The sequence below is a fragment of the Pseudomonas sp. 29 genome (genome assembly GCF_002754355.1).
Lineage (GTDB): Bacteria > Pseudomonadota > Gammaproteobacteria > Pseudomonadales > Pseudomonadaceae > Aquipseudomonas > Aquipseudomonas neuropathica.
Genome location: NZ_PEEY01000001.1, coordinates 4395457 through 4420142 on the forward strand (window position 1 = coordinate 4395457; position 24686 = coordinate 4420142).

The 24686-nt window shown below is 59.8% G+C and carries 26 protein-coding genes; 16 read left to right on the forward strand and 10 right to left on the reverse strand.

Features of this window, described 5'->3' with window-relative positions:
* Positions 1 to 16: 16 nt before the first annotated feature.
* The gene (locus CLU80_RS20350; RefSeq protein ID WP_007917078.1) at positions 17 to 1183 is read right to left on the reverse strand and encodes an MFS transporter; all 1167 of its coding nucleotides are present in this window, start codon (positions 1181 to 1183) and stop codon (positions 17 to 19) included.
* A 34-nt stretch (positions 1184 to 1217) separates the two neighbouring features.
* Positions 1218 to 1520: an ArsR/SmtB family transcription factor gene (locus CLU80_RS20355; protein WP_007917068.1), complete on the reverse strand. Its 303-nt coding sequence runs from the start codon at positions 1518 to 1520 to the stop codon at positions 1218 to 1220.
* A gap of 170 nt (positions 1521 to 1690) precedes the next feature.
* On the opposite strand from CLU80_RS20355, the gene CLU80_RS20360 reads away from it, so the two are divergent.
* Positions 1691 to 2269, forward strand: coding sequence for an acyl carrier protein phosphodiesterase (locus CLU80_RS20360; protein ID WP_099758211.1), 579 nt, complete (start codon positions 1691 to 1693; stop codon positions 2267 to 2269).
* A 112-nt stretch (positions 2270 to 2381) separates the two neighbouring features.
* Here CLU80_RS20360 and CLU80_RS20370 read toward each other — a convergent pair whose 3' ends face one another.
* The gene (locus tag CLU80_RS20370) at positions 2382 to 3176 is read right to left on the reverse strand and encodes a lysophospholipid acyltransferase family protein (protein ID WP_099758212.1); all 795 of its coding nucleotides are present in this window, start codon (positions 3174 to 3176) and stop codon (positions 2382 to 2384) included.
* Positions 3176 to 3931, reverse strand: a complete 756-nt coding sequence (gene olsB / locus CLU80_RS20375; RefSeq protein WP_093438600.1) for an L-ornithine N(alpha)-acyltransferase — start codon at positions 3929 to 3931, stop codon at positions 3176 to 3178. Before olsB ends, CLU80_RS20370 begins: the two co-directional genes overlap by 1 nt.
* Positions 3932 to 4084: 153 nt before the next feature.
* On the opposite strand from olsB, the gene CLU80_RS20380 reads away from it, so the two are divergent.
* The 5 genes from CLU80_RS20380 to CLU80_RS20400 all read left to right on the forward strand — a co-directional run bounded on the left by CLU80_RS20380 (position 4085) and on the right by CLU80_RS20400 (position 8430).
* Positions 4085 to 4963, forward strand: coding sequence for an acyl-CoA dehydrogenase middle domain-containing protein (locus CLU80_RS20380; protein ID WP_099758213.1), 879 nt, complete (start codon positions 4085 to 4087; stop codon positions 4961 to 4963).
* A 166-nt stretch (positions 4964 to 5129) separates the two neighbouring features.
* Complete coding sequence (locus CLU80_RS20385; RefSeq protein WP_099758214.1) at positions 5130 to 6203, forward strand: serine hydrolase domain-containing protein; 1074 nt, start codon at positions 5130 to 5132, stop codon at positions 6201 to 6203.
* Positions 6200 to 6496 carry an amidase gene (locus CLU80_RS20390; RefSeq protein ID WP_093438586.1) on the forward strand — a complete coding sequence of 99 codons (297 nt, stop codon included), beginning with the start codon at positions 6200 to 6202 and terminating at the stop codon, positions 6494 to 6496. The genes CLU80_RS20385 and CLU80_RS20390 overlap by 4 nt, the downstream gene beginning before the upstream one ends.
* A 184-nt stretch (positions 6497 to 6680) precedes the next feature.
* Positions 6681 to 7271 carry a YceI family protein gene (locus CLU80_RS20395; RefSeq protein WP_093438581.1) on the forward strand — a complete coding sequence of 197 codons (591 nt, stop codon included), beginning with the start codon at positions 6681 to 6683 and terminating at the stop codon, positions 7269 to 7271.
* A gap of 1 nt (position 7272) precedes the next feature.
* Positions 7273 to 8430, forward strand: coding sequence for a phospholipase D-like domain-containing protein (locus CLU80_RS20400; RefSeq protein WP_093438576.1), 1158 nt, complete (start codon positions 7273 to 7275; stop codon positions 8428 to 8430).
* Between the two features lie 61 nt (positions 8431 to 8491).
* On the opposite strand, the gene bglX is transcribed toward CLU80_RS20400, so the two are convergent.
* Positions 8492 to 10783: a beta-glucosidase BglX gene (bglX, locus tag CLU80_RS20405; protein WP_099758215.1), complete on the reverse strand. Its 2292-nt coding sequence runs from the start codon at positions 10781 to 10783 to the stop codon at positions 8492 to 8494.
* A gap of 262 nt (positions 10784 to 11045) precedes the next feature.
* Between bglX and CLU80_RS20410 the strand changes: the two genes are divergently transcribed.
* The 4 genes from CLU80_RS20410 to CLU80_RS20425 all read left to right on the forward strand — a co-directional run bounded on the left by CLU80_RS20410 (position 11046) and on the right by CLU80_RS20425 (position 14628).
* On the forward strand, positions 11046 to 11654 hold the full coding sequence (locus CLU80_RS20410) for a LemA family protein (protein ID WP_093438567.1): 609 nt from the start codon (positions 11046 to 11048) through the stop codon (positions 11652 to 11654).
* Positions 11655 to 11667: 13 nt separating this feature from the next.
* Positions 11668 to 12423 carry a TPM domain-containing protein gene (locus tag CLU80_RS20415; protein WP_093438562.1) on the forward strand — a complete coding sequence of 252 codons (756 nt, stop codon included), beginning with the start codon at positions 11668 to 11670 and terminating at the stop codon, positions 12421 to 12423.
* 33 nt (positions 12424 to 12456) lie between these two features.
* A complete protein-coding gene (locus tag CLU80_RS20420) occupies positions 12457 to 13074 on the forward strand; it encodes a TPM domain-containing protein (RefSeq protein WP_099758216.1) in 618 nt (205 codons plus the stop codon).
* A 336-nt stretch (positions 13075 to 13410) separates the two neighbouring features.
* A complete protein-coding gene (locus tag CLU80_RS20425) occupies positions 13411 to 14628 on the forward strand; it encodes a class I SAM-dependent methyltransferase (protein ID WP_099758218.1) in 1218 nt (405 codons plus the stop codon).
* Between the two features lie 66 nt (positions 14629 to 14694).
* Here the strand turns inward: CLU80_RS20425 and CLU80_RS20430 are convergent, their stop codons facing one another.
* Complete coding sequence (locus CLU80_RS20430; RefSeq protein WP_077571479.1) at positions 14695 to 15600, reverse strand: DMT family transporter; 906 nt, start codon at positions 15598 to 15600, stop codon at positions 14695 to 14697.
* Between the two features lie 279 nt (positions 15601 to 15879).
* Here CLU80_RS20430 and CLU80_RS20435 point away from each other — a divergent pair, with 279 nt between their 5' ends.
* From CLU80_RS20435 to CLU80_RS20445, 3 genes are all read left to right on the forward strand, one after another.
* Entirely contained in the window at positions 15880 to 16461 is a 582-nt protein-coding gene (locus CLU80_RS20435; RefSeq protein ID WP_099758219.1) for a DJ-1/PfpI family protein, read from the forward strand.
* Positions 16462 to 16474: 13 nt separating this feature from the next.
* On the forward strand, positions 16475 to 16780 hold the full coding sequence (locus tag CLU80_RS20440; protein ID WP_099758220.1) for a ribbon-helix-helix domain-containing protein: 306 nt from the start codon (positions 16475 to 16477) through the stop codon (positions 16778 to 16780).
* A gap of 183 nt (positions 16781 to 16963) precedes the next feature.
* A complete protein-coding gene (locus tag CLU80_RS20445; RefSeq protein ID WP_099758221.1) occupies positions 16964 to 17308 on the forward strand; it encodes a YegP family protein in 345 nt (114 codons plus the stop codon).
* A 141-nt stretch (positions 17309 to 17449) separates the two neighbouring features.
* Here the strand turns inward: CLU80_RS20445 and CLU80_RS20450 are convergent, their stop codons facing one another.
* Positions 17450 to 18331: a dihydrodipicolinate synthase family protein gene (locus CLU80_RS20450; RefSeq protein WP_099758223.1), complete on the reverse strand. Its 882-nt coding sequence runs from the start codon at positions 18329 to 18331 to the stop codon at positions 17450 to 17452.
* A gap of 22 nt (positions 18332 to 18353) precedes the next feature.
* The gene (locus tag CLU80_RS20455) at positions 18354 to 19136 is read right to left on the reverse strand and encodes an aldolase (RefSeq protein ID WP_077571483.1); all 783 of its coding nucleotides are present in this window, start codon (positions 19134 to 19136) and stop codon (positions 18354 to 18356) included.
* A 106-nt stretch (positions 19137 to 19242) separates the two neighbouring features.
* Between CLU80_RS20455 and CLU80_RS20460 the strand changes: the two genes are divergently transcribed.
* On the forward strand, positions 19243 to 19785 hold the full coding sequence (locus CLU80_RS20460; RefSeq protein ID WP_093438526.1) for a helix-turn-helix domain-containing protein: 543 nt from the start codon (positions 19243 to 19245) through the stop codon (positions 19783 to 19785).
* Positions 19786 to 19887: 102 nt separating this feature from the next.
* On the opposite strand, the gene CLU80_RS20465 is transcribed toward CLU80_RS20460, so the two are convergent.
* Positions 19888 to 20907: a DUF4917 family protein gene (locus tag CLU80_RS20465; protein ID WP_099758224.1), complete on the reverse strand. Its 1020-nt coding sequence runs from the start codon at positions 20905 to 20907 to the stop codon at positions 19888 to 19890.
* A gap of 153 nt (positions 20908 to 21060) precedes the next feature.
* Here CLU80_RS20465 and yiaY point away from each other — a divergent pair, with 153 nt between their 5' ends.
* Complete coding sequence (yiaY, locus tag CLU80_RS20470) at positions 21061 to 22209, forward strand: L-threonine dehydrogenase (RefSeq protein WP_099758226.1); 1149 nt, start codon at positions 21061 to 21063, stop codon at positions 22207 to 22209.
* 28 nt (positions 22210 to 22237) lie between these two features.
* On the opposite strand, the gene CLU80_RS20475 is transcribed toward yiaY, so the two are convergent.
* Positions 22238 to 22855, reverse strand: a complete 618-nt coding sequence (locus CLU80_RS20475) for a hypothetical protein (protein ID WP_099758227.1) — start codon at positions 22853 to 22855, stop codon at positions 22238 to 22240.
* A 220-nt stretch (positions 22856 to 23075) separates the two neighbouring features.
* Here CLU80_RS20475 and CLU80_RS20480 point away from each other — a divergent pair, with 220 nt between their 5' ends.
* Positions 23076 to 24353, forward strand: a complete 1278-nt coding sequence (locus CLU80_RS20480) for an NHL repeat-containing protein (protein WP_099758228.1) — start codon at positions 23076 to 23078, stop codon at positions 24351 to 24353.
* The last annotated feature ends 333 nt before the right edge of the window (positions 24354 to 24686 follow it).

Here is a 24686-nt window from a genome sequence, read left to right on the forward strand (position 1 = left end):
CGTAAGTGAAAATTAATCAGTTGGTAGCAGGGGCCAGATCGGCATTGCCGTTCTGGCGGAAAGTAATCAGGGTCACCAGCAAGGCGAGCACTGCCAGTGCGGCGGCTGCGAGCGGCACACTGGTCAGGCCGTAGCCGTGGGCGATGACGCTGCCGCCGACCCAGGCGCCGAGGGCGTTGCCGACGTTGAAGGCACCGATGTTCAGGGTCGAAACCAGGTTCGGTGCGGCTTTGCCGAAGGTCACCACGTTGACTTGCAGCGCCGGCACGGCGGCGAAACACGCGGTGGCCCAGAGGAACAGAGTGATTTCAGTCGGGATCAGCGCAACGCTGGTCCAGGTCAGCACGGTGGAAACCACGGCCATGGCGATGAACACGCCGATCAGCGTGGCGGCCATGCCCTTGTCGGCGAGTTTGCCGCCGATGATGTTGCCGACGGTCAGGCCCAGGCCGATCAGCATCAGCGTCCAGGTCACGCCACGGGGCGACACACCGGTGACTTCGCCGAGCAGCGGGGCGACGTAGGTGAACAGAGTGAAGACGGATGCGGCGAAGAGTGCAGTCATGCTCAGCGACAGCCAGATCCCGGCACCTTTGAGGGCGGCGAGTTCGGCGCGCATGTCGAGTTTTTCTTCGTCACGCTTGGCCGGCAGGAAGCGGATCAGGCCGATCAGTGCGATCACGCCGATGACGGTCACCGCCCAGAAGGTCGAGCGCCAGCCGTATTGCTGACCCAGCGCAGTGCCCAGCGGCACACCGAGGACGTTGGCCAGGGTCAGACCGGTGAACATCAACGCCACCGCCGACGCTCGCTTGTTGGCCGGCACCAGATTGGCCGCCACCACCGAACCGATGCCGAAGAACGCACCGTGGCACAGCGCGGTGATCACACGGGCAAACATCAGCACGTTGTAATCACTGGCAATCGCACACAGCAGGTTGCCGACAATAAAAATGCCCATCAACGCCACCAGCGCCGCTTTACGCGGCAGTTTGGCGGTGGCCATGGCCATGAACGGCGCACCGATGGCCACGCCGAGGGCGTATCCGGTCACCAGCCAACCGGCGCCGGGGATCGACACGCCGAGGTCGGCCGCCACATTGGGCAGCAGGCCCATGATGACGAATTCGGTGGTGCCGATGGCGAAGGCGCTCAAGGCGAGGATGAGTAGCGAGAGGGGCATGCAGGTTTCCTTGTCGGCTGGCTGACGTTAAGGGTCAGAGCTCTTTACTGAGGGTGCTGAGGAACGCCTGGATCACGTCCTCGTTACGTTTGAAAAAGTGCCATTGCCCGGCCTTCTGGCTGCTGATCAGGCCGGCGCGCTGCAACGTTGCGAGGTGTGCCGAAACGGTCGATTGCGACAAGCCGCAGCGTTGATCGATCTGCCCGGCGCAGATGCCGTACTCATGGTTGTGCAACTGTTCCGGAAATTCATTCTTCGGGTCTTTCAGCCAGTTGAGGATGTCTCGTCGTACTGGGTGTGCCAGGGCTTTTATTATTTCGTCGAGGTCGAGGTTCATGGCAGGGTGCTCACAATGTGTACAACGCTATATCGCGATGTGGCGAAATATAAATCGTTAGATCGCGATACACCAATATGATTTTGATCTGACATCAGCATAAATTGGTATATCGCGTTATAACGATGCGTGGGTGTATGGCTTGTGGGTCGCAGTGCTAAGCTGCGCCCATGAACTATCTCGCACATTTACACCTCGGTGGCCAGCGCCCCGGGCAACTGCTCGGCAGTCTGTATGGCGATTTCGTCAAAGGTCGGCTGCAAGGGCAGTTTGCTCCGGAGGTCGAGGCGGCCATTCAACTGCATCGGCGGATTGACGTGTTTACCGATCGCCATCCGTTGGTGGACGTTGCGTTGGGGCGGTTTTCCGATACGAGGCGGCGTTATGCCGGGATCGTCCTCGACGTGTTTTTCGATCATTGCCTGGCCCGGGACTGGCGGTTGTATGCCGATCAGCCGCTGGAGGTTTTCACCGCTGATGTGTATCGGGTGCTGACCCGCGAACGGCAACTGCCCGAGCGATTGGCGAAGATTGCCCCGCACATGGTCGCCAATGATTGGTTGGGCTCGTATCAGGAATTTGAAGTGCTGGAGCAGGTGTTGCGCGGGATCTCACGGCGACTGACCCGGCCGGAAGAGCTGGCGGGGGCGATGGAGGAATTGCGGCGGTTGTATGAGCCGCTCAGTGAAGACTTCCGCTTGTTCTACCCACAACTCCAGGACTTCGCCCAAAACCCGTCAATGACATAAAACCAATGTGGGAGCGAGCTTGCTCGCGAAGGCGTCGTGTCAGCCAACATCAACTTTGAATGACATACCGCTTTCGCGAGCAAGCTCGCTCCCACATAGGAGAAGTGTGTTTTCAGGCAGCAATCAGTTCGCCGGTGCGACGCGGTTCGGCCGGTTTCGCCACCTCACCAAACAACGCCTTCTGCACCGCCTGCTGTGCCTCGAATGCCAACGCCGCACGCTCACGCCCCTGACAGGCAATCGGCTTGAGCAGATGCACTTCGACATCGCCGCAATCATTGCTGAACAGGCGCATCAGGTGCGATAGCAGATCATCGTCACCAATAAACGGCGCCAGCGCATCGATCTCGCCATCACGCAGATAACGGATCGCCACCGGTTGCAGCATCACCTCGGAATCAATCGCCGCCGCCAGCAAGCGACCATGAAAGGTACGCAGCGAGCGCCCATCGGTGGTGGTGCCTTCCGGGAACATCAGCAAGGCATGATCGGTTTGCAGGTGACGGGTCATCTGCTTGCGGATCAACTGGCTGTCGCCCGAACCGCGACGGATGAACAGGCTGCCAGCCTTCGCCGCCAGCCAACCGGCCACCGGCCAGGTGCGCACTTCGGCCTTGGACAGAAACGACAGCGGCGTGAGCATGCCGAGCAGCGGAATGTCGGTCCACGACACATGATTGCTGACCCACAGCATCGGCTGTTTCGGCAGCTCACCGTGAACCGTCACGCGAAAGGGCAGGGCATTGCTCAGGCGCGCCATGAAGAAGCGCGACCAGCGCTGACGCCGTTCCATCGAATGCGCCAGGCCAATCCGTTCAAACACGCCAAAGACAGTGGCCATGGTCAAGCCCAGCGCCACCACCAGCAGCACCCGCGCGATCCGCGCGTACACGCGCAGCCGGCTCATCACACGGCCGCCTTGAAGTGCTTGGCGTAGCGCGGGCAGAGTTCGTCGCGCTTGAGCAGGATGAACACGTCGGCGACCTGGAAGTCTTCGTCCCAGCACGGCTCGCCGCAGATCTTCGCGCCCAGGCGCATGTAGGCCTTGAGCAGCGGCGGCATTTCGGCGATCACGTTGGAAGGAATATCCAGCGTCGGCAGCGGATTTTTCGGTTCGGCGCGCAGGTGTTCGGTGCACAGATAGCGTTCACGCAAACGCTGCATGATCGCGTGGGCCTGGATGCCGCCGTCTTGCATCGGAATGCTCGCGCAACCCATCAAGTAGCTGTAACCGCCCTGATTCAACACTTCGGCCAATTCGCCCCACAACACCGCAATGGTGCCGCCGTTACGATAGGCCGGGTCGACGCAGGTGCGACCGATTTCGAGGATCGGGCCTTGCAGATGCGTCAGGCCGTGCAGGCTGAATTCTTCTTCGCTGTAAAACTTGCCGAGGCTGCTGGCAGCGGTGTGATCGAGCAGACGCGTGGTCGCGACCAAACGGCCGGTGTTCAAGTCACGCACACCGATGTGGCTGCAGTGAACATCATAATCATCCATGTCCAGACCCAGTTCCGCGCCTTTCAGTTTGGCGTTGAACTCGCCGCTGAAGACGTTGAAGCGCAAGGCCTGGGCTTGCTGCAAGGCCTCGGCGCCGATCAGGCGTTCGGCTTGCAGGCGGCGTTCATTGCCGGTGTCGCTGATGCGGGCGATCTGAGTCATGTGAATCTCCGTACGGGCCTTTAACCCGTCGTGGGTTGCAGCCGATCGACTTTCTTTATGCAGCCGTGTTGTGCAAAGTCAGGCTATGTAGCCCCGGTGTCATCGCCATGAACGTTCGGTGATGCTTATATGACAGCCCACAAGGAGCCTCTTATGCCCTGGCCAGATCTGCTGCACCGCCGTGAACGATTGCCCGCCGTTGCTGACCTGGCCGAGGGTTTTGCGACGTTGTTGCAGCAACTGGGCAACGTCACCCCATTCGAATTGGCGGTCGCGGGCGGGCGGCGGATGGCGACGCCGGGGCTGGCGTTTCTGGTCGGTTATCAGGCGGCATTGCGCATGTTGTGGCCGAGTGCACCGCTGAGCCTCGGTGCGTTGTGTGCGACCGAACAGCGCAGTTTGCGTCCGGCGGACATGCAGACACGGTTGACGGATTTACGTCTGAGCGGACGCAAGGATTTTGTCACCGCCGGCGATGCGGCGGACTGGTTGCTGATCGCCGCGCGCAGTGAAGAATCCGGTGAATCGCCGCGCCTGAGTCTGGCGGTGGTGTATCCCGGCGAACCCGGCGTGACCGTGGAGAAGCTGCCGGCGCTGCCGTTGATGCCTGACATCAGCCATGGTCGGCTGCAGCTTGATAACGCGTTGTGCGAGTTGTTGGCCGGCGATGGTTGGGACGCTTACGTCAAACCGTTCCGCACCCTGGAGGACGTTTATGTGCTGAGCGCGATGACCGCGTGGCTATATGGCGTCGGCCAGGACAGTGACTGGCCGCAGGCGCTGCAATTGCGCTTGCTGGCGCTGTTGGCCGGGTGTGCGGAGGCGAGTCGGCAACCGCCGAACAATCCGGCCGGGCATGTGTTGTTGGCTGGGTTGTTTGCGCAGTTTGAGGCGCTGGAGGGGGAAGTGAGTCAAGCGTTGGCTGACGGTCCGGCAGAGTGGGCGCAGATGTGGCAACGCGATCAAGGCGTGATGCAGTTGGCGGCGGGGGCTCGGGCCAAGCGTCTGGCCAAGGCTTTGGCGCAGGCTTGACTGGCCTCTTCGCGAGCAAGCTCGCTCCCACAGTTTGATGGCATTCCAACTGAAGGAACTCGGTCAACTGTGGGAGCGAGCTTGCTCGCGAAAGCGATTTCATCATCACCACACATCTGTCATTAACCCCGACTAATCTCAGCAGGTTCTCCCAAGAGCCCTCACCATGCGCAAAGGCCTGTCGCTGTTTCTGCTGCTGATCAGCTTCACCGTTCACGCCGAACAATGGCCGGGTGAAGCATGGCCAATCGGCACGACGATCACCGATACCGGAGCGCTGGAGAATTACGCCTTCCCACCCCGCGATGACAACACCCGCCAAGGCATCCGCACCGACGCACTGCTGATCATCCGCGACGGCCAGATCATCTACGAACGCTACGCCGGCCCGACCGCCGAACAAACCCCGCACCTGACCTGGTCGATCAGCAAAAGCCTGATGGCCACCGTCCTCGGTGTGGCGTACGGCGAAGGCCTGTTCAAACTCGAAGCCCCGGCCGTGCAGTTTTACCCGCCGCTGGAACAACACCCGGCCATCAAAATCGCCGACCTGCTGCACTGGGCCTCCGGTATCGACTGGCAGGAAGATTACGAATACGCGCCACTGAAATCCTCGGTGGTGGCGATGCTCTACACCCGCGGCCATCGCGACATGGCCGCGTTCACCGCCGATCACGATGCTTACGCCGAACCGGGGCAGGCCTTCCGTTATTCCAGCGGCGACAGCAACCTGCTCGCGGCGGCGTTGAAAAATATCGTCGGCCCGCAGCGTTATCCGGATTATCCGTGGACGGCGTTGTTCGAACCGTTGGGCATCCGCCACGCCGTGTGGGAGACCGATGCCAACGGCACGTTTGTCGCTTCCTCTTATGCCTACCTGACCGCGCGGGATCTGGCGCGGGTCGGTTTGCTGATGGCTTGTGACGGGCGCTGGCATGATCGGCAGTTATTGCCCAAGGAGTGGGTGGCGTTCAGCCGCACTCCCTTCGCCGGTTACAAAGCCCATCAGGACGAAGCCGTGCCCGGCGGCCAATGGTGGCTCAATCGTCCAGCCGATGGCGCTGAATCGCCATGGCCCGCTGCACCGCCCGACACGTTTGCCGCCCTCGGGCATTGGGGCCAGGCGCTCTACGTGATCCCCAGTGAAAAACTGCTGGTCGTGCGTTACGCCGATGACCGCGACGGCAGCTACAGCCATAACGAACTGCTCAAACACGTGCTGAAGGCGGTGCGGCCATGAAGCGCTTATTCCTGTTAATGCTGGTCCTGCTGCTCGGCTGGATCGTCTACGAGCGCGAAAACCTGTGGGCCTTCCCCGACATCATCAGCGCCTACACCGCCAAGGAATACTGTTCCTGTCGTTATGTGATGAATAACGATGCCGAGTATTGCCGTGGCTATGTAAAACAATGGCTGCCGACCAGCGCATTCACCGATGACAGCACCAACAAAACCATCACGGTCAGCGGCATGGGCCGCAGCAATCGCGCCCAGTGGTTGAGCGAACGGCAAGGCTGTCGCCTGAATCCCTGAAAACACCCGATGGTTTTTTGTGGGAGCGAGCCTGCTCGCGAATGCAATAGCAGGCGCACCTTCTCTGTTGAGACAGATGACGTCTTCGCGAGCAGGCTCGCTCCCACCGGGTGTGATCTTCAGTTTGCAATAACGGTCTGGGCGGTTAAGGTTCGTGCAGGTTTATCGGCCCTACGAGTGTTCAATGTTCAACCGCTCTCTCTGTGCAACCCTGTCCAGTCTGCTGCTCGCCAGCGTCGCATTGCCGGCGCAGGCCAATTGGTATCTGGACGGCGAGTCGTCGCGGCTGTCGTTTGTCAGCACGAAAAACACCCATATTTCCGAAGTGCAGCGCTTTCTGGTGCTGCACGGCAAGGTCGACCCCAACGGTCGCGCCGAAGTCGAAGTCGAGATGGATTCGATCAACAGCGGCATCCCGCTGCGCGATGAGCGCATGCGCAAGGAGCTGTTCCAGATCGAGCAATTCCCCGAAGCGACCATCACCACCCAGATCGACCTGCGCCCGATCAACGATCTGGCCCCCGGTGCGCAGCTGGAATTGCGTCTGCCGCTGACCGTCAACCTGCACGGCAAGCAACACGAATACCCCGCTGAGCTGCTGGCGACGCGCCTCGATGACCGGCGTTTTCAAGTGGTCACCCTGGAGCCGCTGGTGATCAACGCCGAGGATTTCGATCTGGTGCCGGGGCTGGAAAGCCTGCGCAAACTCGCCGACCTGTCGGCCATCAGTCTGTCGGTACCGGTGGGTGCGGTGCTGATTTTCACGGCGCGCTGACATGCGCGGTGCGGTGTTTCCGTGGCGCGATGGCAACCGGTTCGAACTGTTGATCGATGGCCCGCAATTCTTCCCGCGCATGCTTGAGCAGATTGCCGGCGCGCAGGAGCAGATCGAACTCGAGTTGTATCTGGTCGAGGCTGGCGCTTGCGCCGAAACCATCGTGCAAGCGCTGGTGCTGGCCGCCGAGCGTGGCGTGCGCGTGCGCTGCCTGTTCGATGATTACGGCAGCCTCGCCTTTACGCTCAACCTGCGCCAGCGCCTGACGCACGCCGGGGTTGAACTGCGTTTCTACAATCGGCTGAATTGGCGGCGCTGGGTCGGCAATTTCTATCGTGATCATCGCAAGTTGCTGTTGGTCGATCAGCGTCTGGCGGTGGTCGGCGGCACCGGTGTCACCGATGAGTTCTGGACACCGGGGCACGACACCAGCGAGTGGCACGAAGTGATGGTCGAGATCAGCGGCCCGCTGGTGATCGACTGGCAATTGCTGTTTGATCGTCAGTGGATCGCCAATCGCTATCGCCGCGCCTGGCGCCCGGCCGCGCATTTTGGTTTACCACGGTTACCACGCGTGCCGGACAAGGGCGAGGGCATGGGCCGCGTGGCGTATGCCGACGCCCGCCAGCATCGCGACATTCTGCAATCGCTGTTCCGAGCTTTGAACAGTGGGCAAAAACGCATCTGGATGGCCACACCGTACTTCCTGCCGACCTGGAAAATCCGCCGCTCCCTGCGTAAGGCAGCGGCGCGCGGAGTCGATGTGCGGCTACTGCTGACCGGGCCGCGCACCGATCATCCGTCGGTGCGTTACGCCGGGCATCGTTACTATCCGCGACTGCTCAAGGCTGGCGTGCAGATCTTCGAATATCAGCCGTGCTTTCTGCATTTGAAAATGGTGCTGGTGGATGATTGGGTGAGCATTGGCTCGTGCAATTTCGATCACTGGAACTTGCGTTTCAATCTGGAGGCGAATCTGGAGGCGCTGGACCCGTCGTTGACGGCAGCGGTGCAGGCGAGTTTTCTGAAGGACTTCGGGCTGAGTCAGCAGGTGAGTCTGGAAGAATGGCAGCGCCGGCCGTTGTGGCGGCGGGTGAAGCAGCGGGTGTGGGGCTGGGTGGATCGGGTGGTGGTCAACATCCTCGACCGCCGCGGATAACCGCTCACCTGATGATCGTTCCCACGCGGAGCGTGGGAACGATCAGCCGAGCAAAAACCGGTTACAGCAATTCAAAGCTCTGCTGCGTCACGTCCTGGGAATCCAGGCCGATCTGCACGTTGAACTTGCCAGGCTCCGCGGCGTATTTGAGCTGGGCGTTGTAGAACTTCAGGTCATCCTCGCTGATGGTGAAGTGCACGACTTTCTGTTCACCGGCCTTGAGCATGATTTTCTGGAAGTTTTTCAGTTCTTTCACCGGACGAATCATCGAGCCGGTGACGTCCTGAATGTACAACTGCACCACGGTTTCGCCGTCACGCTTGCCGGTGTTCTTGACCATGACGCTGGCGTCGAGTTTGCCGGTGGCGTTCAGGGTGGTCGACGACAGCGCCATGTCGCTGAGGGCGAATTGGGTGTAGCTCAGGCCATAACCGAACGGGAACAGCGGCCCGGTCGTGTCATCGAAATACTGCGAGGTGTAGTTGCCCGGTTTGCCCGGCGTGAACGGCCGGCCAATGCTCAGGTGGTTGTAGTAAGTCGGGATCTGGCCCACGGAGCGCGGGAAGGTCACCGGCAGTTTGCCCGAAGGGTTGTAGTCGCCGAACAGCACGTCGGCGATGGCGTTGCCGCCCTCGGTGCCGCTGAACCAGGTTTCCAGAATCGCGTCAGCCGACTGGTTCTCTTCGAGAATGGTCAGTGGGCGGCCGTTCATCAACACCAGCACCAGCGGTTTGCCGGTGGCTTTCAGCGCGCGGATCAGCTCACGCTGGTTTTCCGGAATGTTCAGGTCGGTGCGGCTGGAGGATTCGTGAGACATGCCACGGGATTCGCCGACGGCGGCAACGATCACGTCAGCGTCCTTGGCGGCTTTCACCGCTTCGTCGATCAGCACGTTGGCCGGACGCGGATCGTCGACCACTTCCGGCGCATCGAAGTTGAGGAAGTTCAGGTAGTCGAGCACCTTCTTGTCGCTGGTGATGTTGGCGCCACGGGCGTAGATCAGGTTCGCCTTGTCACCGATCACCGAGCTCATGCCATCGAACAGGGTCACCGATTGCGCAGGCTTACCCGCTGCGGCCCAGCTGCCCATCATGTCGATCGGTGCTTTGGCCAACGGACCGACCAGTGCGACTTTCGCGTCTTTCTTCAGCGGCAGGGTTTCGTTCTGGTTCTTCAACAAAACCAAGCTGCGACGCGCCACTTCACGGGCCTCGGCGCGGTGCAGACGGCTTTCGGCGTAGGTGTCGGCCGGATCGTCTTCAGCCTTGCCAATGCGCAGGTACGGGTCTTTGAACAGGCCCATGTCGTACTTGGCCGCGAGCACTTCACGCACGGCGTTGTCGATGTCTTTCTGTTCGATCTCGCCGGACTTGAGCAGCCCCGGCAGTTCTTTGCCGTACAGGGTGTCGTTCATGCTCATGTCGATACCGGCCTTGATCGCCAGCTTCGCCGCTTCACGACCGTCGCGGGCGACGCCGTGCTTGATCAGTTCGAAGATTGCGCCGTGGTCGCTAACCGCCAAGCCCTTGAAGCCCCAGTCTTTGCGCAGCAGATCATTCATCAGCCAGGTGTTGGCCGTGGCCGGAATGCCGTTGATCGAGTTCAACGCGACCATCACACCGCCGGCGCCGGCATCAATCGCGGCGCGGTACGGCGGCAGGTAATCCTGGTACATCTTCACCGGGCTCATGTCGACGGTGTTGTAGTCGCGACCGCCCTCGACCGCGCCGTACAGGGCGAAGTGCTTGACGCTGGCCATGATGCTGTCGGCCGCGCTCGGGGTGGCGCCCTGATAGGCGCGCACCATGACGCCGGCAATGCGTGAAGTCAGGTAAGTGTCTTCACCGAAGCCTTCGGAGCTGCGGCCCCAGCGCGGGTCGCGAGAGATGTCGACCATCGGCGCGAAGGTGATGTCGAGACTGTCGGCGGCGGCTTCTTTAGCAGCAACGCGCCCGGACTGACCGACGGCGTCCATGTCCCAGCTCGAGGCGAGGGCCAGTGGAATTGGGAAAATCGTACGGTGACCGTGGATCACGTCGTACGCGAAAAACATCGGAATCTTCAGGCGACTGCGCATGGCAGCATCCTGCATCGGCCGGTTTTCCGGACGGGTGATCGAGTTGAACGTGCCGCCGATGTTGCCGGCGGCGATTTCTTTACGGATCAGCTCTCGGGGCATTTCCGGGCCGATGCTGATCAGGCGCAACTGGCCGATCTTCTCGTCGAGGGTCATTTGCTTCATCAGGTTGCTGATGAACGCGTCCTTGTTTTCCAGGGGTACCGGGGTCGTGGCGGCCAATACTTGATGACTGGCCAGGCTGACGAACAGACCCAGCAAACACAGCTTCTTCATGAATAGTTTTCTCAAGGGCCCAAGCGGCAATGCAACGCCGGCCAGCCAAAATTTAGGGAGCGACTATTGTTGTTCGGGTACAGGCTCAAAGAAACAGAGCCAAAAAACGGCAGCCGACACTTGGCCGCATGATCACGCAGGGCACTTTTTAGCCCATTGCCCCGTCGTAATCCAGCGACGCGGTCGATTATGCCCCAACAGCCCGCTGAGAATGTTTCGCGCTCGGTTTTTATAATGATATGTGCCAAGGAGCATCACTGCGATGAATGTAAGCCCAACCAATCGCTCGCGTTTGCAGGTCGCCACACTGCTGGTGCTGGCCACGCTGTTGACCGCGTGCGGCATCAACAATATCCCGACCCTCGACGAACAGGCCAAAGCTGCGTGGGGCCAGGTGCAGAACCAGTACCAGCGCCGCGCCGACCTGATCCCCAACCTGGTGGAAACGGTGAAGGGTTATGCCAAGCATGAAGAGGAAACCCTCACGGCAGTGATTGAGGCGCGGGCGAAAGCGACCTCGATTCAGGTCGACGCCAGCACCCTCGACAATCCCGAGAAACTCAAGCAATTCCAGCAGGCGCAGGACCAACTGACCGGCGCATTGAGCCGCTTGATGGTGGTTTCAGAGCGCTATCCGGACCTGAAGGCCAACCAGAACTTCCTCGCCCTGCAATCGCAGCTGGAAGGCACGGAAAACCGCATTGCCGTGGCTCGCCGCGATTTCATTCTGGCGGTGCAGAAATACAACACCGAGATTCGCACCTTCCCCGGTCGCCTCTGGCACAGCGTGATGTACAGCGATCTGCCGATCCGCGAAACCTTCGAAGCCACCACGCCCGGCGCGGAAAAGGCCCCGGAAGTGAAATTCTGATTCGAGGTTGTCCATGCGTGTGTTGAAAATGGGCCTGGTGCTGATGCTGTGGCTGTTCGCCGTCAGCGCCCGGGCCGAGTTGATGTTCCCGGCGCTGAGCGGGCGGGTGGTGGACGAAGCGCAGATGCTCGAGCCGTCGGTGCGCACGCAACTGACCCAGCAGTTGCAGGCCCACGAACAGGCGACCGGCGAGCAGTTGGTCGTGGTCACGCTGCCGGATCTGCAAGGCACGACCATCGAGGACTTTGGCGTTCAACTCGGGCGTCATTGGGCGATTGGTCAAAAGGACAAGAACAACGGCGCGCTGCTGATCGTTGCCCGTGACGAACGCAAACTGCGCATCGAAGTCGGTTATGGCCTGGAGGATCGGCTGACCGATGCGCAGACTTCAGTGATCATCCATCAAGTCATCACGCCCGCGTTCAAGAGCGGCAATTTCAGCAAAGGCATCAGCGACGGCGTGGCGGCGATGCTGGTGGTGCTGGGTGGCAATCCGCTCGATGAACCGTCGACGGTGTATGAATCCACCGGTGATCCGTCCGATGATTTCATCTCGCGGCATCCGGCATTGTTTGTGTTTTTGGTGATGTTGTTCATCCTGACGGTGTTTGTCTGCCAGATGCTCGGTATCCTGCCTGCCGGCCGGGGCGGCTCTGGAGGAGGGGGCGGCTTCGGCGGTGGTGGCGGATTTGGCGGCGGCGGTGGAGGTGGAGGCTTCAGCGGCGGCGGGGGCAGTTTCGGCGGCGGTGGTTCGTCCGGCGGCTGGTGATATCAGAAGAATAATGAGCAGGCACTTTTCAACATGGCACTACTGACCGAACACGAACAACGCAAAGTCGCCGAGGCGATTGCGCGGGTCGAGCGCGACACCGACGCCGAACTGGTGACGGTGCTGGCCGCGCGCGCCGATGACTACGCGTACATCCCGCTGCTGTGGGCGAGCCTGTTGGCACTGGTGGTGCCGGGCGTCGTGCACTACCTGACCGGCTGGCTGACCCTGCGCAGTCTGCTGCTGGTGCAGTGGGGGGCGTTTATCGTGCTATGTCTGCTGTTTCGTTTGCCGAAAATCACCACTCATTTGGTCCCGCGTCGTGTACGGCACTGGCGCGCGTCGAACTTGGCGCGGCGGCAGTTTCTCGAGCAGAACCTGCATCACACGGTGGGCAGTACCGGCATGCTGATTTTTGTCTGCGAGGCGGAGCGGTATGTGGAGATTCTGGTGGATGAGGGGATTTCCAAGCGGCTGGATAACAAGAGTTGGGATGCGATTGTCGCGGCGTTTACCGAGCAGGTCAGGCAGGGGCGCACGCTGGAGGGATTTGTGACGTGTATCGAGGCGTGTGGGGAATTGCTGAAGGTGCATGTGCCGGTGACGCAGGTGAGGAATGAGTTGCCGAATCGGTTGGTGGTGTTGGCCTGATAGCCTAAAAGCCAAAGCCCCTCACCCCAACCCTCTCCCGGAGGGAGAGGGGGCCGACCGAGGTGTCTTGCGCTCGACATCGACCTGAAAAACCGAGGCGATTATGGATTAACAGATGATCGTTTGATTTGATGCTGTTAATACCTGAGTTCGGCTCGGTTTTTCAGGTCGGTGTAACTCGTGAAAACACCTCGGTCAGTCCCCTCTCCCTCCGGGAGAGGGCTAGGGTGAGGGTGCTTCTAACAACCGTTCGGTAAATAAGAGCGTGTCCCCAACCCCCCATCCCCCCTAAAATACCCGCCATTCCCGATTCCGCCCGTCCGAGGCCGCTTTTTCATGTCCGTTACTGCCCCGTCCATCAAGCCTGCGCCCGATCACCACGCCCAGTTCATCGAGCTGCTGCAAGCCAGCCTCGAACAGAACGGCTTCATCAAACTGGTGCTGGCCAAATACGTCGGCGAAGAAGTGGATCTGCAGCGAGTCATCATCAAACCGGTGACGGTCAAGGCGCAGCCGAATCTGTCGTTCGTCTATCGCTACAAAACCCGCGACATTACCAAAAACCTGCCCTTGGCTGACGGCGTGGCGGCGATTGCCGAGCTGTTGCCGGTCTCTTTCAAAAATGCGCATTTACTCGCAGTCACTGATGAAGCCCAGCTCGAATACAGCAAAAAGGGCAAGAGCTCGCTGTTCAAGAGCAAACCTCAGCAATTGCGCGAAGCGCCGTCTGCCGAGCACAACCGCGAGAAAAACCGCTTCCTCGAATTGAGCCGACCGTTCCTCAAGGATCTGGGCGTGACCAACGCGCAACATGAGCTGATCCCGGCGATGTCGCGCAAGTGGAAGCAGATCAACAAGTTCATCGAAGTGTTCAGCCATGCCCTGACCTCCTCGCCGCTGGCGCTGGACAAACCGGTGCGGGTGGCAGATTTCGGTTCGGGCAAGGGCTATCTGACGTTCGCCATTCACGATTACCTGCGCAATACGCTCAAGGCTGAAGGCGAGGTCACCGGCGTCGAGTTGCGTGAGGAAATGGTCAACCTGTGCAACGCAGCGGCGGCAAAACTCGATCACCCGGGGCTGGTGTTCAAGTGCGGTGACGTACGCAGTGTGGCGCCGAGCGAACTGGACGTGATGATCGCCCTGCATGCCTGCGACATCGCCACTGACTACGCGATCCACACCGGTATCCGCTCGGGTGCGTCGATCATCATGTGCTCGCCGTGCTGCCACAAACAGATCCGCCTGCAGATCCAGAGCCCAGCGTTGCTCAAGCCGATGCTGCAATATGGTTTGCACCTGGGGCAGCAGGCGGAAATGGTCACCGACAGCTTGCGCGCGCTGTTCCTTGAAGCCTGCGGTTACGAGACCAAGGTGTTCGAGTTCATCTCGCTGGATCACACCAACAAGAACAAAATGATTCTGGCGGTGAAGCGCGCCGAGCCGGTGGACCCGGCGCAGTTGTTGGTGAAGATCGAAGAGTTGAAGGCCTTCTACCACATCAGCGAGCACTGCCTGGAAACCTTGCTGCGCGCTGACGGCTACCTCGCCTGACACAAAACCCTGTGGGAGCGAGCTTGCTCGCGAAGGCGGACTGACATTCAACAATGATGTTGGCTGTTACGGACCCTTCGCGAGCAGGCTCGCTCCCACATTTGATTTCACCGCGGTTTTGCGGCCGAGCATGACCGTGGCGATGACACCGCAGGCAAACACCCAGGTAATCGGCTCGACATGTTCACCAAAGAACAGCGCCGAAAACGCGATGGTGAAGAAAATCTGCAATAACTGGATCTGACTGACCCGGGCGATCCCGCCCATGGCCAGCCCTGCGTACCACGCGAAAAATCCGAGAAACTGCGAAAACAGCGCCACATACCCGAACGCCCACCAGGCCTTGGCCGACACCGCGCCCTGATGTTGCAGGGCCAGATACAGCACCGGCCCGATCAACAACGGCGTCGACAGCACCAGCGCCCAGCAGATCACCTGCCAGCCGCCCATCTCCTTGGCTAATCGACCGCCCTCGGCGTAACCCAAACCACCGACCGCAATCGCGCCGAGCATCAACAGATCACCCGCCTGAATACTGCCGGCACCGGTGTACAGCGCATATCCGAGCACCAATGCACTGCCCAGCGCCGCGCAGGCCCAGAAGGCTTTTGACGGACGTTCGTGGGACAGCCACGCGGCGTACAGCGCCACGCACAAAGGTTGCAGCCCATTGACCAGCGCACCGTGGGACGCCGGCAATGTCTGCATGGCCCACGCCGACAACACCGGAAAACCCAGAATCACCCCGGCGATCACCAGGCTCAGGCCTTTGACTTGCTGCCACGTCGGCCATTTCTCGCGCCGCCACAAAAGCAGCAGCGCCGCCGGAATCGCCGCGAACAGCGCACGCCCCAAACCGTTGAGCAGCGGATGCAGTTCCTGCACCACGATGCGGGTGAAGGGCAGGGTAAGGCTGAAGATCACCACGCCGAGCAGGCCGAGGGCCATGCCGGTGTTTTCGCGCGAGGACATGATGGGGGACCAGAATCGTAGGGCATTGGAAGGTGTCCTCATCTAGCCATAATCTGCGAATTTCGGGGTGTTACAGCTAGGCACGGACTTAGGCGTACAGTTTAAGGGCCCCTTCGCGAGCAAGCTCGCTCCCACAGGAGAATGCATTCCAAATGTGGGAGCGAGCTTGCTCGCGAAGAACGATGACACGGTCTCAGGTAGTAGCCGGTTGTTACCCGACCTCGCGGATAAGGTCTACCTTGAATACTCCCAAGCATGTCCTCCAGAGGAGTCCTCCCCATGGCCGCGAAAAAGATTCTGATGCTGGTCGGCGATTACGTCGAAGACTACGAAGTGATGGTGCCGTTCCAGGCCCTGCAAATGGTCGGTCACACCGTTCACGCCGTGTGCCCGGACAAGGCTGCCGGCAAAACCGTGCGCACCGCCATCCATGACTTCGAAGGCGATCAGACCTACAGCGAAAAGCCCGGTCACCTGTTCGCGCTCAACTTCGATTTCGCCAAGGTCAGCGAGGCCGATTACGACGCGCTGTTGATCCCCGGCGGTCGTGCCCCGGAATACCTGCGTCTCAATGAAAGAGTCCTCGACCTGGTGCGCGCCTTCGACAAGGCCGGCAAACCGATTGCCGCCGTCTGTCACGGCGCGCAATTGCTTGCGGCGGCGGGTGTACTTGAAGGCCGCGAATGCAGCGCCTATCCGGCCTGCGCGCCGGAAGTGCGACTGGCGGGCGGTACGTACATCGATATCCCGGTGACGGACGGCCACGTTCAAGGCAATCTGGCCACAGCCCCGGCATGGCCGGCGCATCCGAACTGGCTGGCCGGTTTCCTCGGTTTGCTCGGCACCAAAATCACCCTGTAACGAGGATTCGCCGATGTGCGAGCTCTACGTCAAGGCTGACCCGATTCTCTACGAATCACGCTCGCGTTCGCTGCGCATCTGCGGTGTGGTGACGACGTTGCGCCTGGAGAATCAGTTCTGGGACATCCTTAGCGAAATCGCCGAGGTCGACGGCATGACCACCAACCAGCTGATCGCCAAGCTGTATGAAGAGGTGATGGATTATCGCGGCGAAGTGGTGAATTTTGCCTCGTTCCTGCGGGTGAGTTGTACGCGCTATCTGAGTCAGCGGCGGGTGAATGCGCCGGAGTTGTCGGTGGTGCGGGCGGTGGTGAAATAGCCGGCACCGAGTTGCCTCATTCGCGAGCAGGCTCGCTCCCACTTTCGAGCGCGTTCTGCAACTGGAATGCGCTCCAATGTGGGAGCGAGCTTGCTCGCGAAAGGGCCGGTCCAAGCGACAGATATTCAGGACTGGTCTTTACTCTGAAGCGCCAAACCTCTCAATCGCCAAGGAGAAACGCGCATGTCCGGATGGTACGAAATCAGTAAAAGCAGCAACGGCCAGTTCAGGTTCGTGCTGAAAGCGGCGAATGCCGAAACGATTCTGACCAGCGAGCTGTACACCACTCGCGCTGCGGCCGACGGCGGCATCGCTTCGGTGCAAACCAACAGCCCGTTGGAGGAGCGCTATGAGAAGAAGTCGACGAAGGACGGCCGTCCGTACTTCAACCTGAAAGCGGCCAATCATCAGATTATCGGCAGCAGTGAATCGTATTCGTCGGAGGCGGCGTGCGATAAAGGCATTGCCAGTGTGAAGGCGAACGGACCGAGCAAAGTGATCAAGGACAAGACCTTGCCGGTGCTCTGACCTCACTTTCAAATCCACCAAAATCCCCTGTGGGAGCGAGCTTGCTCGCGAAAGCGGTCGTTTACTCAACATCAATGTTGACTGAACTGACGCCTTCGCGAGCAAGCTCGCTCCCACAGGTTTTTGTATATTGCAGCGAGATCAGCGCAGGGTTTTCAGGATTGCTTGCAGCTGAGTCTGGCCCGCTTCACTCAGCGGAAATACCGGCAAACGTGGATCGCCCACCTCCAGCCCGGTCTGCCGCAACCCTGCCTTGATCGTCGCCGGCAAGCCACCCTTGAGGATGAAATCCAGCAGCGGCAACTGGCGGTAAAACAAATCCCGCGCGCGATCCAGTTCACCGGCCATGGCGGCCTCGTACAAGTCCAGATTCAACTGCGGGATCAAGTTCGGCGCCGCCGTGCACCAGCCTTTCGCCCCGGCCGCAAACGCTTCCAGTGCCAGCGGATTGCAGCCGTTGTAGAACGGCACCTGACCTTCGCCGAGCAATTGCAGTTTGTGCATGCGCTGAATATCGCCGGTGCTCTCCTTGACCATGGTCACGTTTTCCACGCCTTTGACGATGCGCAAAATCAGCTCCACCGACATGTCAGTGCCGCTGGTGGCCGGGTTGTTGTAGAGCATGATCGGCACGCCGATGCGCTCGCCAATAGCGCGGTAGTGAGCGAAGATTTCCGCCTCGGTGAGCTTCCAGTACGAAGCCGGCAGCACCATCACCACATCGGCACCGTGGCCTTCGGCGAAACGTGCGCGGCGCACGGCTTTGGCGGTGGTCAGGTCAGAGACGCTGACGATGGTTGGCACCCGTTTGGCGACGTGCTTGATGCTGAACTCGGCAACCTGATCCCACTCCGCATCGCTCAGGTAAGCGCCTTCGCCAGTGCTGCCCAACGGCGCGATGGCGTGGACGCCGCTGTCGATCAGGCGATCGATCGATTGACCGAGCGCTGGCAGGTCCAGCCCTTCGCCGTTGGCGCCGAACGGGGTGATGGTGTAGCCGATGATGCCGTGAATAGTGGACATGGGAATCTCTCCGTAACAGGTTTCAGTTCAGGCAATCGGCGTGTTGGCGCAGGTTCTGCCGGGCGTAATAGTTGAAGGCGGCGGCGTGGCGTTTCGGCTTGGCGATCCAGTCATGGGCTTCGCGACCCAGTTCGGGAATGATCGGCTTGATCGTACCGGCCGCCATCGCCAGCAGTTGCAGTTTTGCCGCGCGCTCGATCAGTTGGGCGATGACACAGGCCTCTTCAATCGTTGTGCCGGTCGACAGTTGACCGTGGTGCGAAAGCACAATCGCGCGTTTGTCGCCCAGTGCACCGGCAATCAGCTCACCTTCTTCATTGCCCACCGGCACACCCGGCCAGCCTTCAAGAAACGCGCAGTCGTCGTACAGCGGGCACAGGTCCATGTGGGAAATCTGCAACGGCACTTCGAGCATCGACAACGCGGCAACGTGGGTCGGGTGGGTGTGGATGATGCAGTTCACATCCGGCCGGGCGCGGTACACCCAGCTGTGGAAACGGTTGGCCGGGTTGGCCATGCCGTGGCCTTCGAGGACTTCCAGATCCTCGTTGACCAGCAGCAGATTACTCGCGGTGATTTCGTCGAAACCCAGCCCCAGTTGCTGCGTGTAATAGGTGCCGGGCTGCGGCCCACGGGCGGTAATTTGTCCGGCCAGACCGGAGTCGTGACCGTTCTCGAAGAGGATCCGGCAGGTCAGGGCCAGCTTTTGCCGGTCCGTCCACGTATTATCCGCCAGGCTTTTTTGCATCTGGGTCAGCGCTTGCTTGACCAGTTGGTCTTTGGGTAGTGCTAATGTCTTGGCCATGTCTGTGTCCTTTGGGTGATTGCAAATGACACGAAAGAGGCTATATGACACAAAGTGTCATTGGCAAGCACGAATCGTCGCTTCCTCCATGGAATAACTGTTTCGCATGTCTATCCGTTTGAAATTATTGAGAAAAAAACTTGGTGTAACCCTTGAGGCACTGGCCGAGAAATCCGGCATGACCAAGAGTTATCTGTCCAAAGTCGAACGTGGGCTCAACACGCCGTCGATTGCTGCTGCGTTGAAACTGGCGAAAGCGCTGAATGTGAAAGTCGAGGAATTGTTCTCCGAAGACAACGTCAGCCTCGACAGCTACAGCCTGGTGCGCAGCCATGAGCGCCAGTCACTGGCGGCGAATGACCAGAGTCCCGGGTACGCCGTGTTGGCCCATCAGGTCAGCGAGCGCAGTCTGCTGCCGTTCATCATCTACCCGCCGAGCGAGTTCACTGACAAAACGTTCAAGGAGCATTTGGGCGAAGAGTTTCTGTTCGTCCATGAAGGGCAGGTCGAAGTGGATTTCATGAACGAAAAGGTGCTGCTGGAGCGCGGTGATGCGCTGCACTTCAATGCACAGAAACCGCACCGGATCCGCTCGGTGGGGGAGGTGCAGGCGCAGTTGCTGGTGGTGGTGCACAGCACCGAGGAATGAGTTGATTGGGCTAAAGCTATCGCGAGCAGGCTCACTCCTACAGTTGAAATGCGATCCCCTGTAGGAGTGAGCCTGCTCGCGATGGCGTCGGTAGCCTCGCCACTAAATCTCGACCGGCACCGACAACTTCGGATTGCCGAGCGCATGGCTCTTGGCATCAAAAAACCGCAACTCCACACCCGTGCCCTCAAACACCTGCGCGTAATGCCGCTTCTGATGCTGAACAAACGCCGCACTGCGCGGATAAATCGAGATCGCCACCACCTTCGGTTTCGCCAGGCGCAACGCCCGCACGATGTGCGCATCCTGCTCACCCAACGCATGGCCAAAGATGCACAAACTGCCGCCATACCCCAACAACTGCTGATAACAGAACGACAGATAATCCGAGCTGCGAATGGTCTTGAGTTTGTCCGCACTCGGCCCTTCGGTGACGAACAGCGGCACGTCATCCAGCGTCTTGATCGTGTTGTTGATTGCGAAGCTGCCGAGCAGCGTGCCCTCGGTTGAGGTCAGCTTGCGCGCGGTGCCATCCTGATTGCGCACCAGATGCAGACCACCGTGCAGGTACAACAGACGCGGTTTGTCGGTAGCCGTTTCGCTCAGATCAAAACTCGCATTGGCGCCGTTGAACAGATCGTCGATGGCGTCGCTTTGGTGTTGCAGCGCCCAGTAGTTGAGCAGGTCGTAATTGGTAGTGAACACCGTGCGATAGCGTGCCAGTTCTTCATTCAGCGTCGCCAGCGTCGAGGCTTTCACCAGTCGCCACGGAATGTGTACGGCGTGCACGGTGTTGATCAGCGCTTCCTTGATCGCGTAGTAGCGATTGCGCGGTGCCGCCGAGCTGACGGCCAAGGCCTTGTTGACCCGGCTGGTGGTTTTCAGTGCGCCGAGTACCTGCTCGAAACTGCGCGTTTGCATGGCGTCGAACACCGCCAGTTCCGACGGGCTGAGTGGTTTCTCCTCGACGGTCCGGGCGTTTTCGAACAGCGAGTCATAGCCGAAATCGTCCCACACCGCACGACTGGCGCCATTGCCCACCAGCAGGCCGTTGAAGTCGCTGGTGGCGCGCAAGGCGTTCCAGTCTTCGAGGGTGGCGTCGACATCCAGAAAATCGGTCATTGCGCAGGCGTCTCAAAACAAAGGGCTGATGGGCGGCGACTTTATCACGAGCGGGCATTGAGCCAGATCAACATCGGTCGTGACCGATCGGTCGATCCTGTGTGCATCCGCCGGATCGGCGCAGTCGATTCGGCCTCAGTCAGGAGATGCACGATGAGCAGCACCTTTTTCATTCCGGCGGTCAACATCATGGGCAGCGGCTGCCTCGACGAGGCCATGGTCGCGATCCGCAACTACGGTTTTCGCAAGGCGCTGATCGTCACTGACACAGGTCTGGCCAAGGCCGGCGTGGCGACCATGATCGCTGAAAAGCTGGCGATGCAGGACATCGACTCGGTGATTTTCGACGGCGCCAAACCGAACCCGAGCATCGCCAATGTCGAGTCGGGTCTGGGCTTGCTCAAGGAAAGTCGCTGCGATTTCGTCGTGTCGCTGGGCGGCGGTTCGCCGCACGACTGCGCCAAAGGCATTGCCCTGTGCGCGACCAATGGCGGGCAGATCCGCGATTACGAAGGCGTCGACCAATCGAGCAAGCCGCAACTGCCGCTGATCGCGATCAATACCACCGCCGGCACCGCCAGCGAGATGACCAGGTTTTGCATCATCACCGACGAATCGCGCCACGTGAAAATGGCCATCGTCGACCGTAATGTCACGCCGCTGCTGTCGGTCAACGACCCGGCGTTGATGCTCGCCATGCCCAAAGGCCTGACCGCCGCCACTGGCATGGACGCGCTGACTCACGCCATCGAGGCTTATGTCTCGACCGCCGCCAACCCGATCACCGACGCCTGCGCGCTGAAAGCCATGACCCTGATCAGCAACAACCTGCGCCTGGCCGTGCGCGACGGCAGTGACCTCGCCGCACGGGAAAACATGGCGTACGCGCAGTTCCTCGCCGGCATGGCCTTCAACAATGCCTCGCTCGGTTACGTGCATGCGATGGCGCATCAGTTGGGCGGTTTCTACGACTTGCCCCATGGCGTGTGCAACGCCGTGCTGCTGCCCCACGTGCAGACCTTCAATGCGCTGGTGTGTGCCGAGCGGCTGACCGATGTGGCCCACGCCATGGGTGCGGATATTCGCGGTTTCAGTGCCGAAGAGGGCGCGCAGGCGGCGATCAACGCGATCCGCTGCCTGGCCAAAGATGTCGAGATTCCCGGAGGCTTGCGTGAACTCGGCGCCAAGCTCAGTGATATTCCGGTGCTCGCCACCAATGCCCTGAAAGACGCCTGCGGTTTGACCAATCCTCGGGCGGCGGATCAGCGCCAGATCGAGGAGATTTTTCGCAACGCGTTTTGATGGGCGCGGCAGGGTTAATTCTTGAAGGTCAGGTTTTGCCCTTGCCCTTGCCTTTAGCGATCACCATAAACGTACGAACACGGACCCAGTCGGACAAATTCCCGTTGATGTTGTGAATGGCAGATATCCGGTGCGGTCCGGGAGGTAAGGGTTTTGTAATCTGTTTACTCCATTGCTTGAGGGAGTCGACGTCGGCTTTGGCAATCATCTCGCCGGTGTCCAGATCGATAATGCTAACGACGCCTTCAGCTTTTGTGACATTTCCGGAAAAGACCGGAACAGCGCTTACCTGTGCTCCCTCTTTTGGTTCGACAATTACCGGGACGTCGATTGCTGGCTGCAGTAGCACGGTATACCTGCGTTCGTCACTCCAGTCTGACTTGATGGCTTCCCATGTCTGGTGGGCGCGAACCCCGTGCTGACCCGTCGACTGGGCACCGCTGATGCTAAACGCCCATCGTCCATTTGCACTGACCTGTCCTGCACCGAGTGAATGCGTATTTTCAATGTTCCAGACCTGCACCAGCGCACCCGGTATACCGCTGCCGAGAAACAGTGTTGCAACTCCCGTTTTCTGGCCCTCTTCGGGGTACGTGATGGTTGGGGGCGGGACAGGTTGCGTATTGGGCTTGTCGGGAGTGTTCATTGTTCTTCTCGTTTCAGGCTGAACTTGAATCGAGAGGCTGGCATGACCGGCTGCGTTTTGAACCTGTAAGAACTACCAGTTTTTTAGCTTTTTTTACTTGATCAGTAATTTCGTTTTCTTCTAAAAAACTGTCATTTCTGTCAGTTGTCTGGTGTGGCTGCTTCGGATCGAATGCTCTGACAGCGGGGTCGACTCCGATCGCCTTGAGGAGCACACGAACATGCCGAAAGCCAATGCACATAAAGCACGATCAGCCGGTGAGCTGGATCACACCTTTGCCCATTCGGGCCTGCAAACACTGCAGTTTCCAGCCGCGCGCAAAACCATCGGGAAAAGTGTCGCAGTGCTGCCTTCGGGACACATCATGGTCAGTACGACCGTCATCGATGCATCGGGAGCCTCGCATTACGGCCTGACGCGACTGCTCGCGGACGGTCATCTCGATACCAGCTTCGGCGAGGGCGGGTACCTTCACGGTCAGTTTGTCAGGGGGCGATTGTCACAAGGCGGGAACCTGGCCGTCGTCGAGAGCGGCGTATTCTGGTTGTGCGCAGTGCTTGCAGATGCAGCAGGCAAGCTTGAGCAAATCATCGCTCGATTCAAACCGGACGGTACGCTCGATCCCGAATTTGGTGATGGACAGACTGGCTACCGAGTCGTGCCGACGCGTATTCCCGTGCTGAACAATGCCACGGGCGGCCGCTTGATACTGGCGCACTCCACTCCAGCGAAAGCGCTGCCGGACAGATTGCTTTTCGTCACCTCTCAAGGGGGCAGCGGGTTGTTGACGCGTTTTTTTCTGGATGGCAAGGATGACCCGGAGTTTGCAGGCAAAGGCTGGATTCACCTGACGCTTTCCGGTGTGGCGATCACGTTGCACGGGGTTACGCAGTTGGACGATGGGCAGATTCTGGTCCATGGCAAGACTGAAGTGACCAACCAAGGTTTAGTCATGGCTTACGAGCGTTCCGGGCAGGTTGCCACGTCGTTCGGCAAGGACGGCACGCTGCTGCTGAATCTGCACAATGCCGGCGCACCGCTCGAAAGCTCGGTGAATCGCATCGTTGGGCAATCGGCGCAGCGCTTGTTGTTGATCGGATCGGCCGTCGAGTCATCCGCCGGGGAAAAGCGTCAGCATGGCTTCATCAGCGGGATCACCCGCGACGGTGAGTTTGATCCAGCATTCAACGGCGGTGCGCCAGTCATTACTGCCGCAACGCGGCTACTGGATCTTAAAAGCTGGAGCGCAGGGTTCGCGCTGAATGCCTCCCCCGGCCCGAGAATCGTCACGGTCGGACAGACCTCGGACGGCGAACGACGCTTACTCACCGGAGGCTTTTTGGTCGATGGCGCCGTGGATCCTGCATTTGATGTCGAAGGCGCCGCCGGTATCGAGTGGATTGCGCAGGACGCCTGTCTGCAGGAGTCGTCAGTGTTGGTACTGGGGCAGAGAAATGAAGCCGCTCATCTGGTGCGATTGTTGACGGTAGCGGACTGACGGGGAGGGCTGACAAGCCTTCGCTGAAGGGGCTGGCCTCTTCGCGAGCAAGCTCGCTCCCACAGTTGATCGCATTTCCCAGTTGAAATGCATTCCCCTGTGGGAGCGAGCCTGCTCGCGAAGACTGACTTCCAGACGCAGAAAAATCATGGATTCATGACATCAGTTAACAGCCAGTCCGTTCCTCTCAAGCATCCGAATCAACACCACCCCCGCGATCACCAACATCGCCCCGCCACCCGCGCCGCCGTCAACTGCTTCTCGCTACCAAACGGGACATGCGCTTTGGTCTACTGATAATTCGGTTGAAAGGGCCGATACAGCAGGGGATAG

Excerpts from the sequence above, each read along its gene's own strand:
- CLU80_RS20400 (WP_093438576.1), top strand. The coding sequence starts at position 7,273 with ATGCGCGGTGCGGTGTTTCCGTGGCGCGATGGCAACCGGTTCGAACTG.
- CLU80_RS20480 (WP_099758228.1), top strand. The coding sequence starts at position 23,076 with ATGCCGAAAGCCAATGCACATAAAGCACGATCAGCCGGTGAGCTGGAT.
- CLU80_RS20450 (WP_099758223.1), bottom strand. The coding sequence starts at position 18,331 with ATGTCCACTATTCACGGCATCATCGGCTACACCATCACCCCGTTCGGC.
- CLU80_RS20390 (WP_093438586.1), top strand. The coding sequence starts at position 6,200 with ATGAAGCGCTTATTCCTGTTAATGCTGGTCCTGCTGCTCGGCTGGATC.
- CLU80_RS20380 (WP_099758213.1), top strand. The coding sequence starts at position 4,085 with ATGCCCTGGCCAGATCTGCTGCACCGCCGTGAACGATTGCCCGCCGTT.
- CLU80_RS20410 (WP_093438567.1), top strand. The coding sequence starts at position 11,046 with ATGAATGTAAGCCCAACCAATCGCTCGCGTTTGCAGGTCGCCACACTG.
- bglX (WP_099758215.1), bottom strand. The coding sequence starts at position 10,783 with ATGAAGAAGCTGTGTTTGCTGGGTCTGTTCGTCAGCCTGGCCAGTCAT.
- CLU80_RS20420 (WP_099758216.1), top strand. The coding sequence starts at position 12,457 with ATGGCACTACTGACCGAACACGAACAACGCAAAGTCGCCGAGGCGATT.
- CLU80_RS20455 (WP_077571483.1), bottom strand. The coding sequence starts at position 19,136 with ATGGCCAAGACATTAGCACTACCCAAAGACCAACTGGTCAAGCAAGCG.
- CLU80_RS20360 (WP_099758211.1), top strand. The coding sequence starts at position 1,691 with ATGAACTATCTCGCACATTTACACCTCGGTGGCCAGCGCCCCGGGCAA.
- CLU80_RS20415 (WP_093438562.1), top strand. The coding sequence starts at position 11,668 with ATGCGTGTGTTGAAAATGGGCCTGGTGCTGATGCTGTGGCTGTTCGCC.
- olsB (WP_093438600.1), bottom strand. The coding sequence starts at position 3,931 with ATGACTCAGATCGCCCGCATCAGCGACACCGGCAATGAACGCCGCCTG.
- CLU80_RS20465 (WP_099758224.1), bottom strand. The coding sequence starts at position 20,907 with ATGACCGATTTTCTGGATGTCGACGCCACCCTCGAAGACTGGAACGCC.
- CLU80_RS20395 (WP_093438581.1), top strand. The coding sequence starts at position 6,681 with ATGTTCAACCGCTCTCTCTGTGCAACCCTGTCCAGTCTGCTGCTCGCC.
- CLU80_RS20370 (WP_099758212.1), bottom strand. The coding sequence starts at position 3,176 with ATGAGCCGGCTGCGCGTGTACGCGCGGATCGCGCGGGTGCTGCTGGTG.
- CLU80_RS20460 (WP_093438526.1), top strand. The coding sequence starts at position 19,243 with ATGTCTATCCGTTTGAAATTATTGAGAAAAAAACTTGGTGTAACCCTT.
- CLU80_RS20435 (WP_099758219.1), top strand. The coding sequence starts at position 15,880 with ATGGCCGCGAAAAAGATTCTGATGCTGGTCGGCGATTACGTCGAAGAC.
- CLU80_RS20440 (WP_099758220.1), top strand. The coding sequence starts at position 16,475 with ATGTGCGAGCTCTACGTCAAGGCTGACCCGATTCTCTACGAATCACGC.
- CLU80_RS20475 (WP_099758227.1), bottom strand. The coding sequence starts at position 22,855 with ATGAACACTCCCGACAAGCCCAATACGCAACCTGTCCCGCCCCCAACC.
- CLU80_RS20445 (WP_099758221.1), top strand. The coding sequence starts at position 16,964 with ATGTCCGGATGGTACGAAATCAGTAAAAGCAGCAACGGCCAGTTCAGG.
- CLU80_RS20425 (WP_099758218.1), top strand. The coding sequence starts at position 13,411 with ATGTCCGTTACTGCCCCGTCCATCAAGCCTGCGCCCGATCACCACGCC.
- CLU80_RS20385 (WP_099758214.1), top strand. The coding sequence starts at position 5,130 with ATGCGCAAAGGCCTGTCGCTGTTTCTGCTGCTGATCAGCTTCACCGTT.
- yiaY (WP_099758226.1), top strand. The coding sequence starts at position 21,061 with ATGAGCAGCACCTTTTTCATTCCGGCGGTCAACATCATGGGCAGCGGC.
- CLU80_RS20430 (WP_077571479.1), bottom strand. The coding sequence starts at position 15,600 with ATGTCCTCGCGCGAAAACACCGGCATGGCCCTCGGCCTGCTCGGCGTG.
- CLU80_RS20355 (WP_007917068.1), bottom strand. The coding sequence starts at position 1,520 with ATGAACCTCGACCTCGACGAAATAATAAAAGCCCTGGCACACCCAGTA.
- CLU80_RS20350 (WP_007917078.1), bottom strand. The coding sequence starts at position 1,183 with ATGCCCCTCTCGCTACTCATCCTCGCCTTGAGCGCCTTCGCCATCGGC.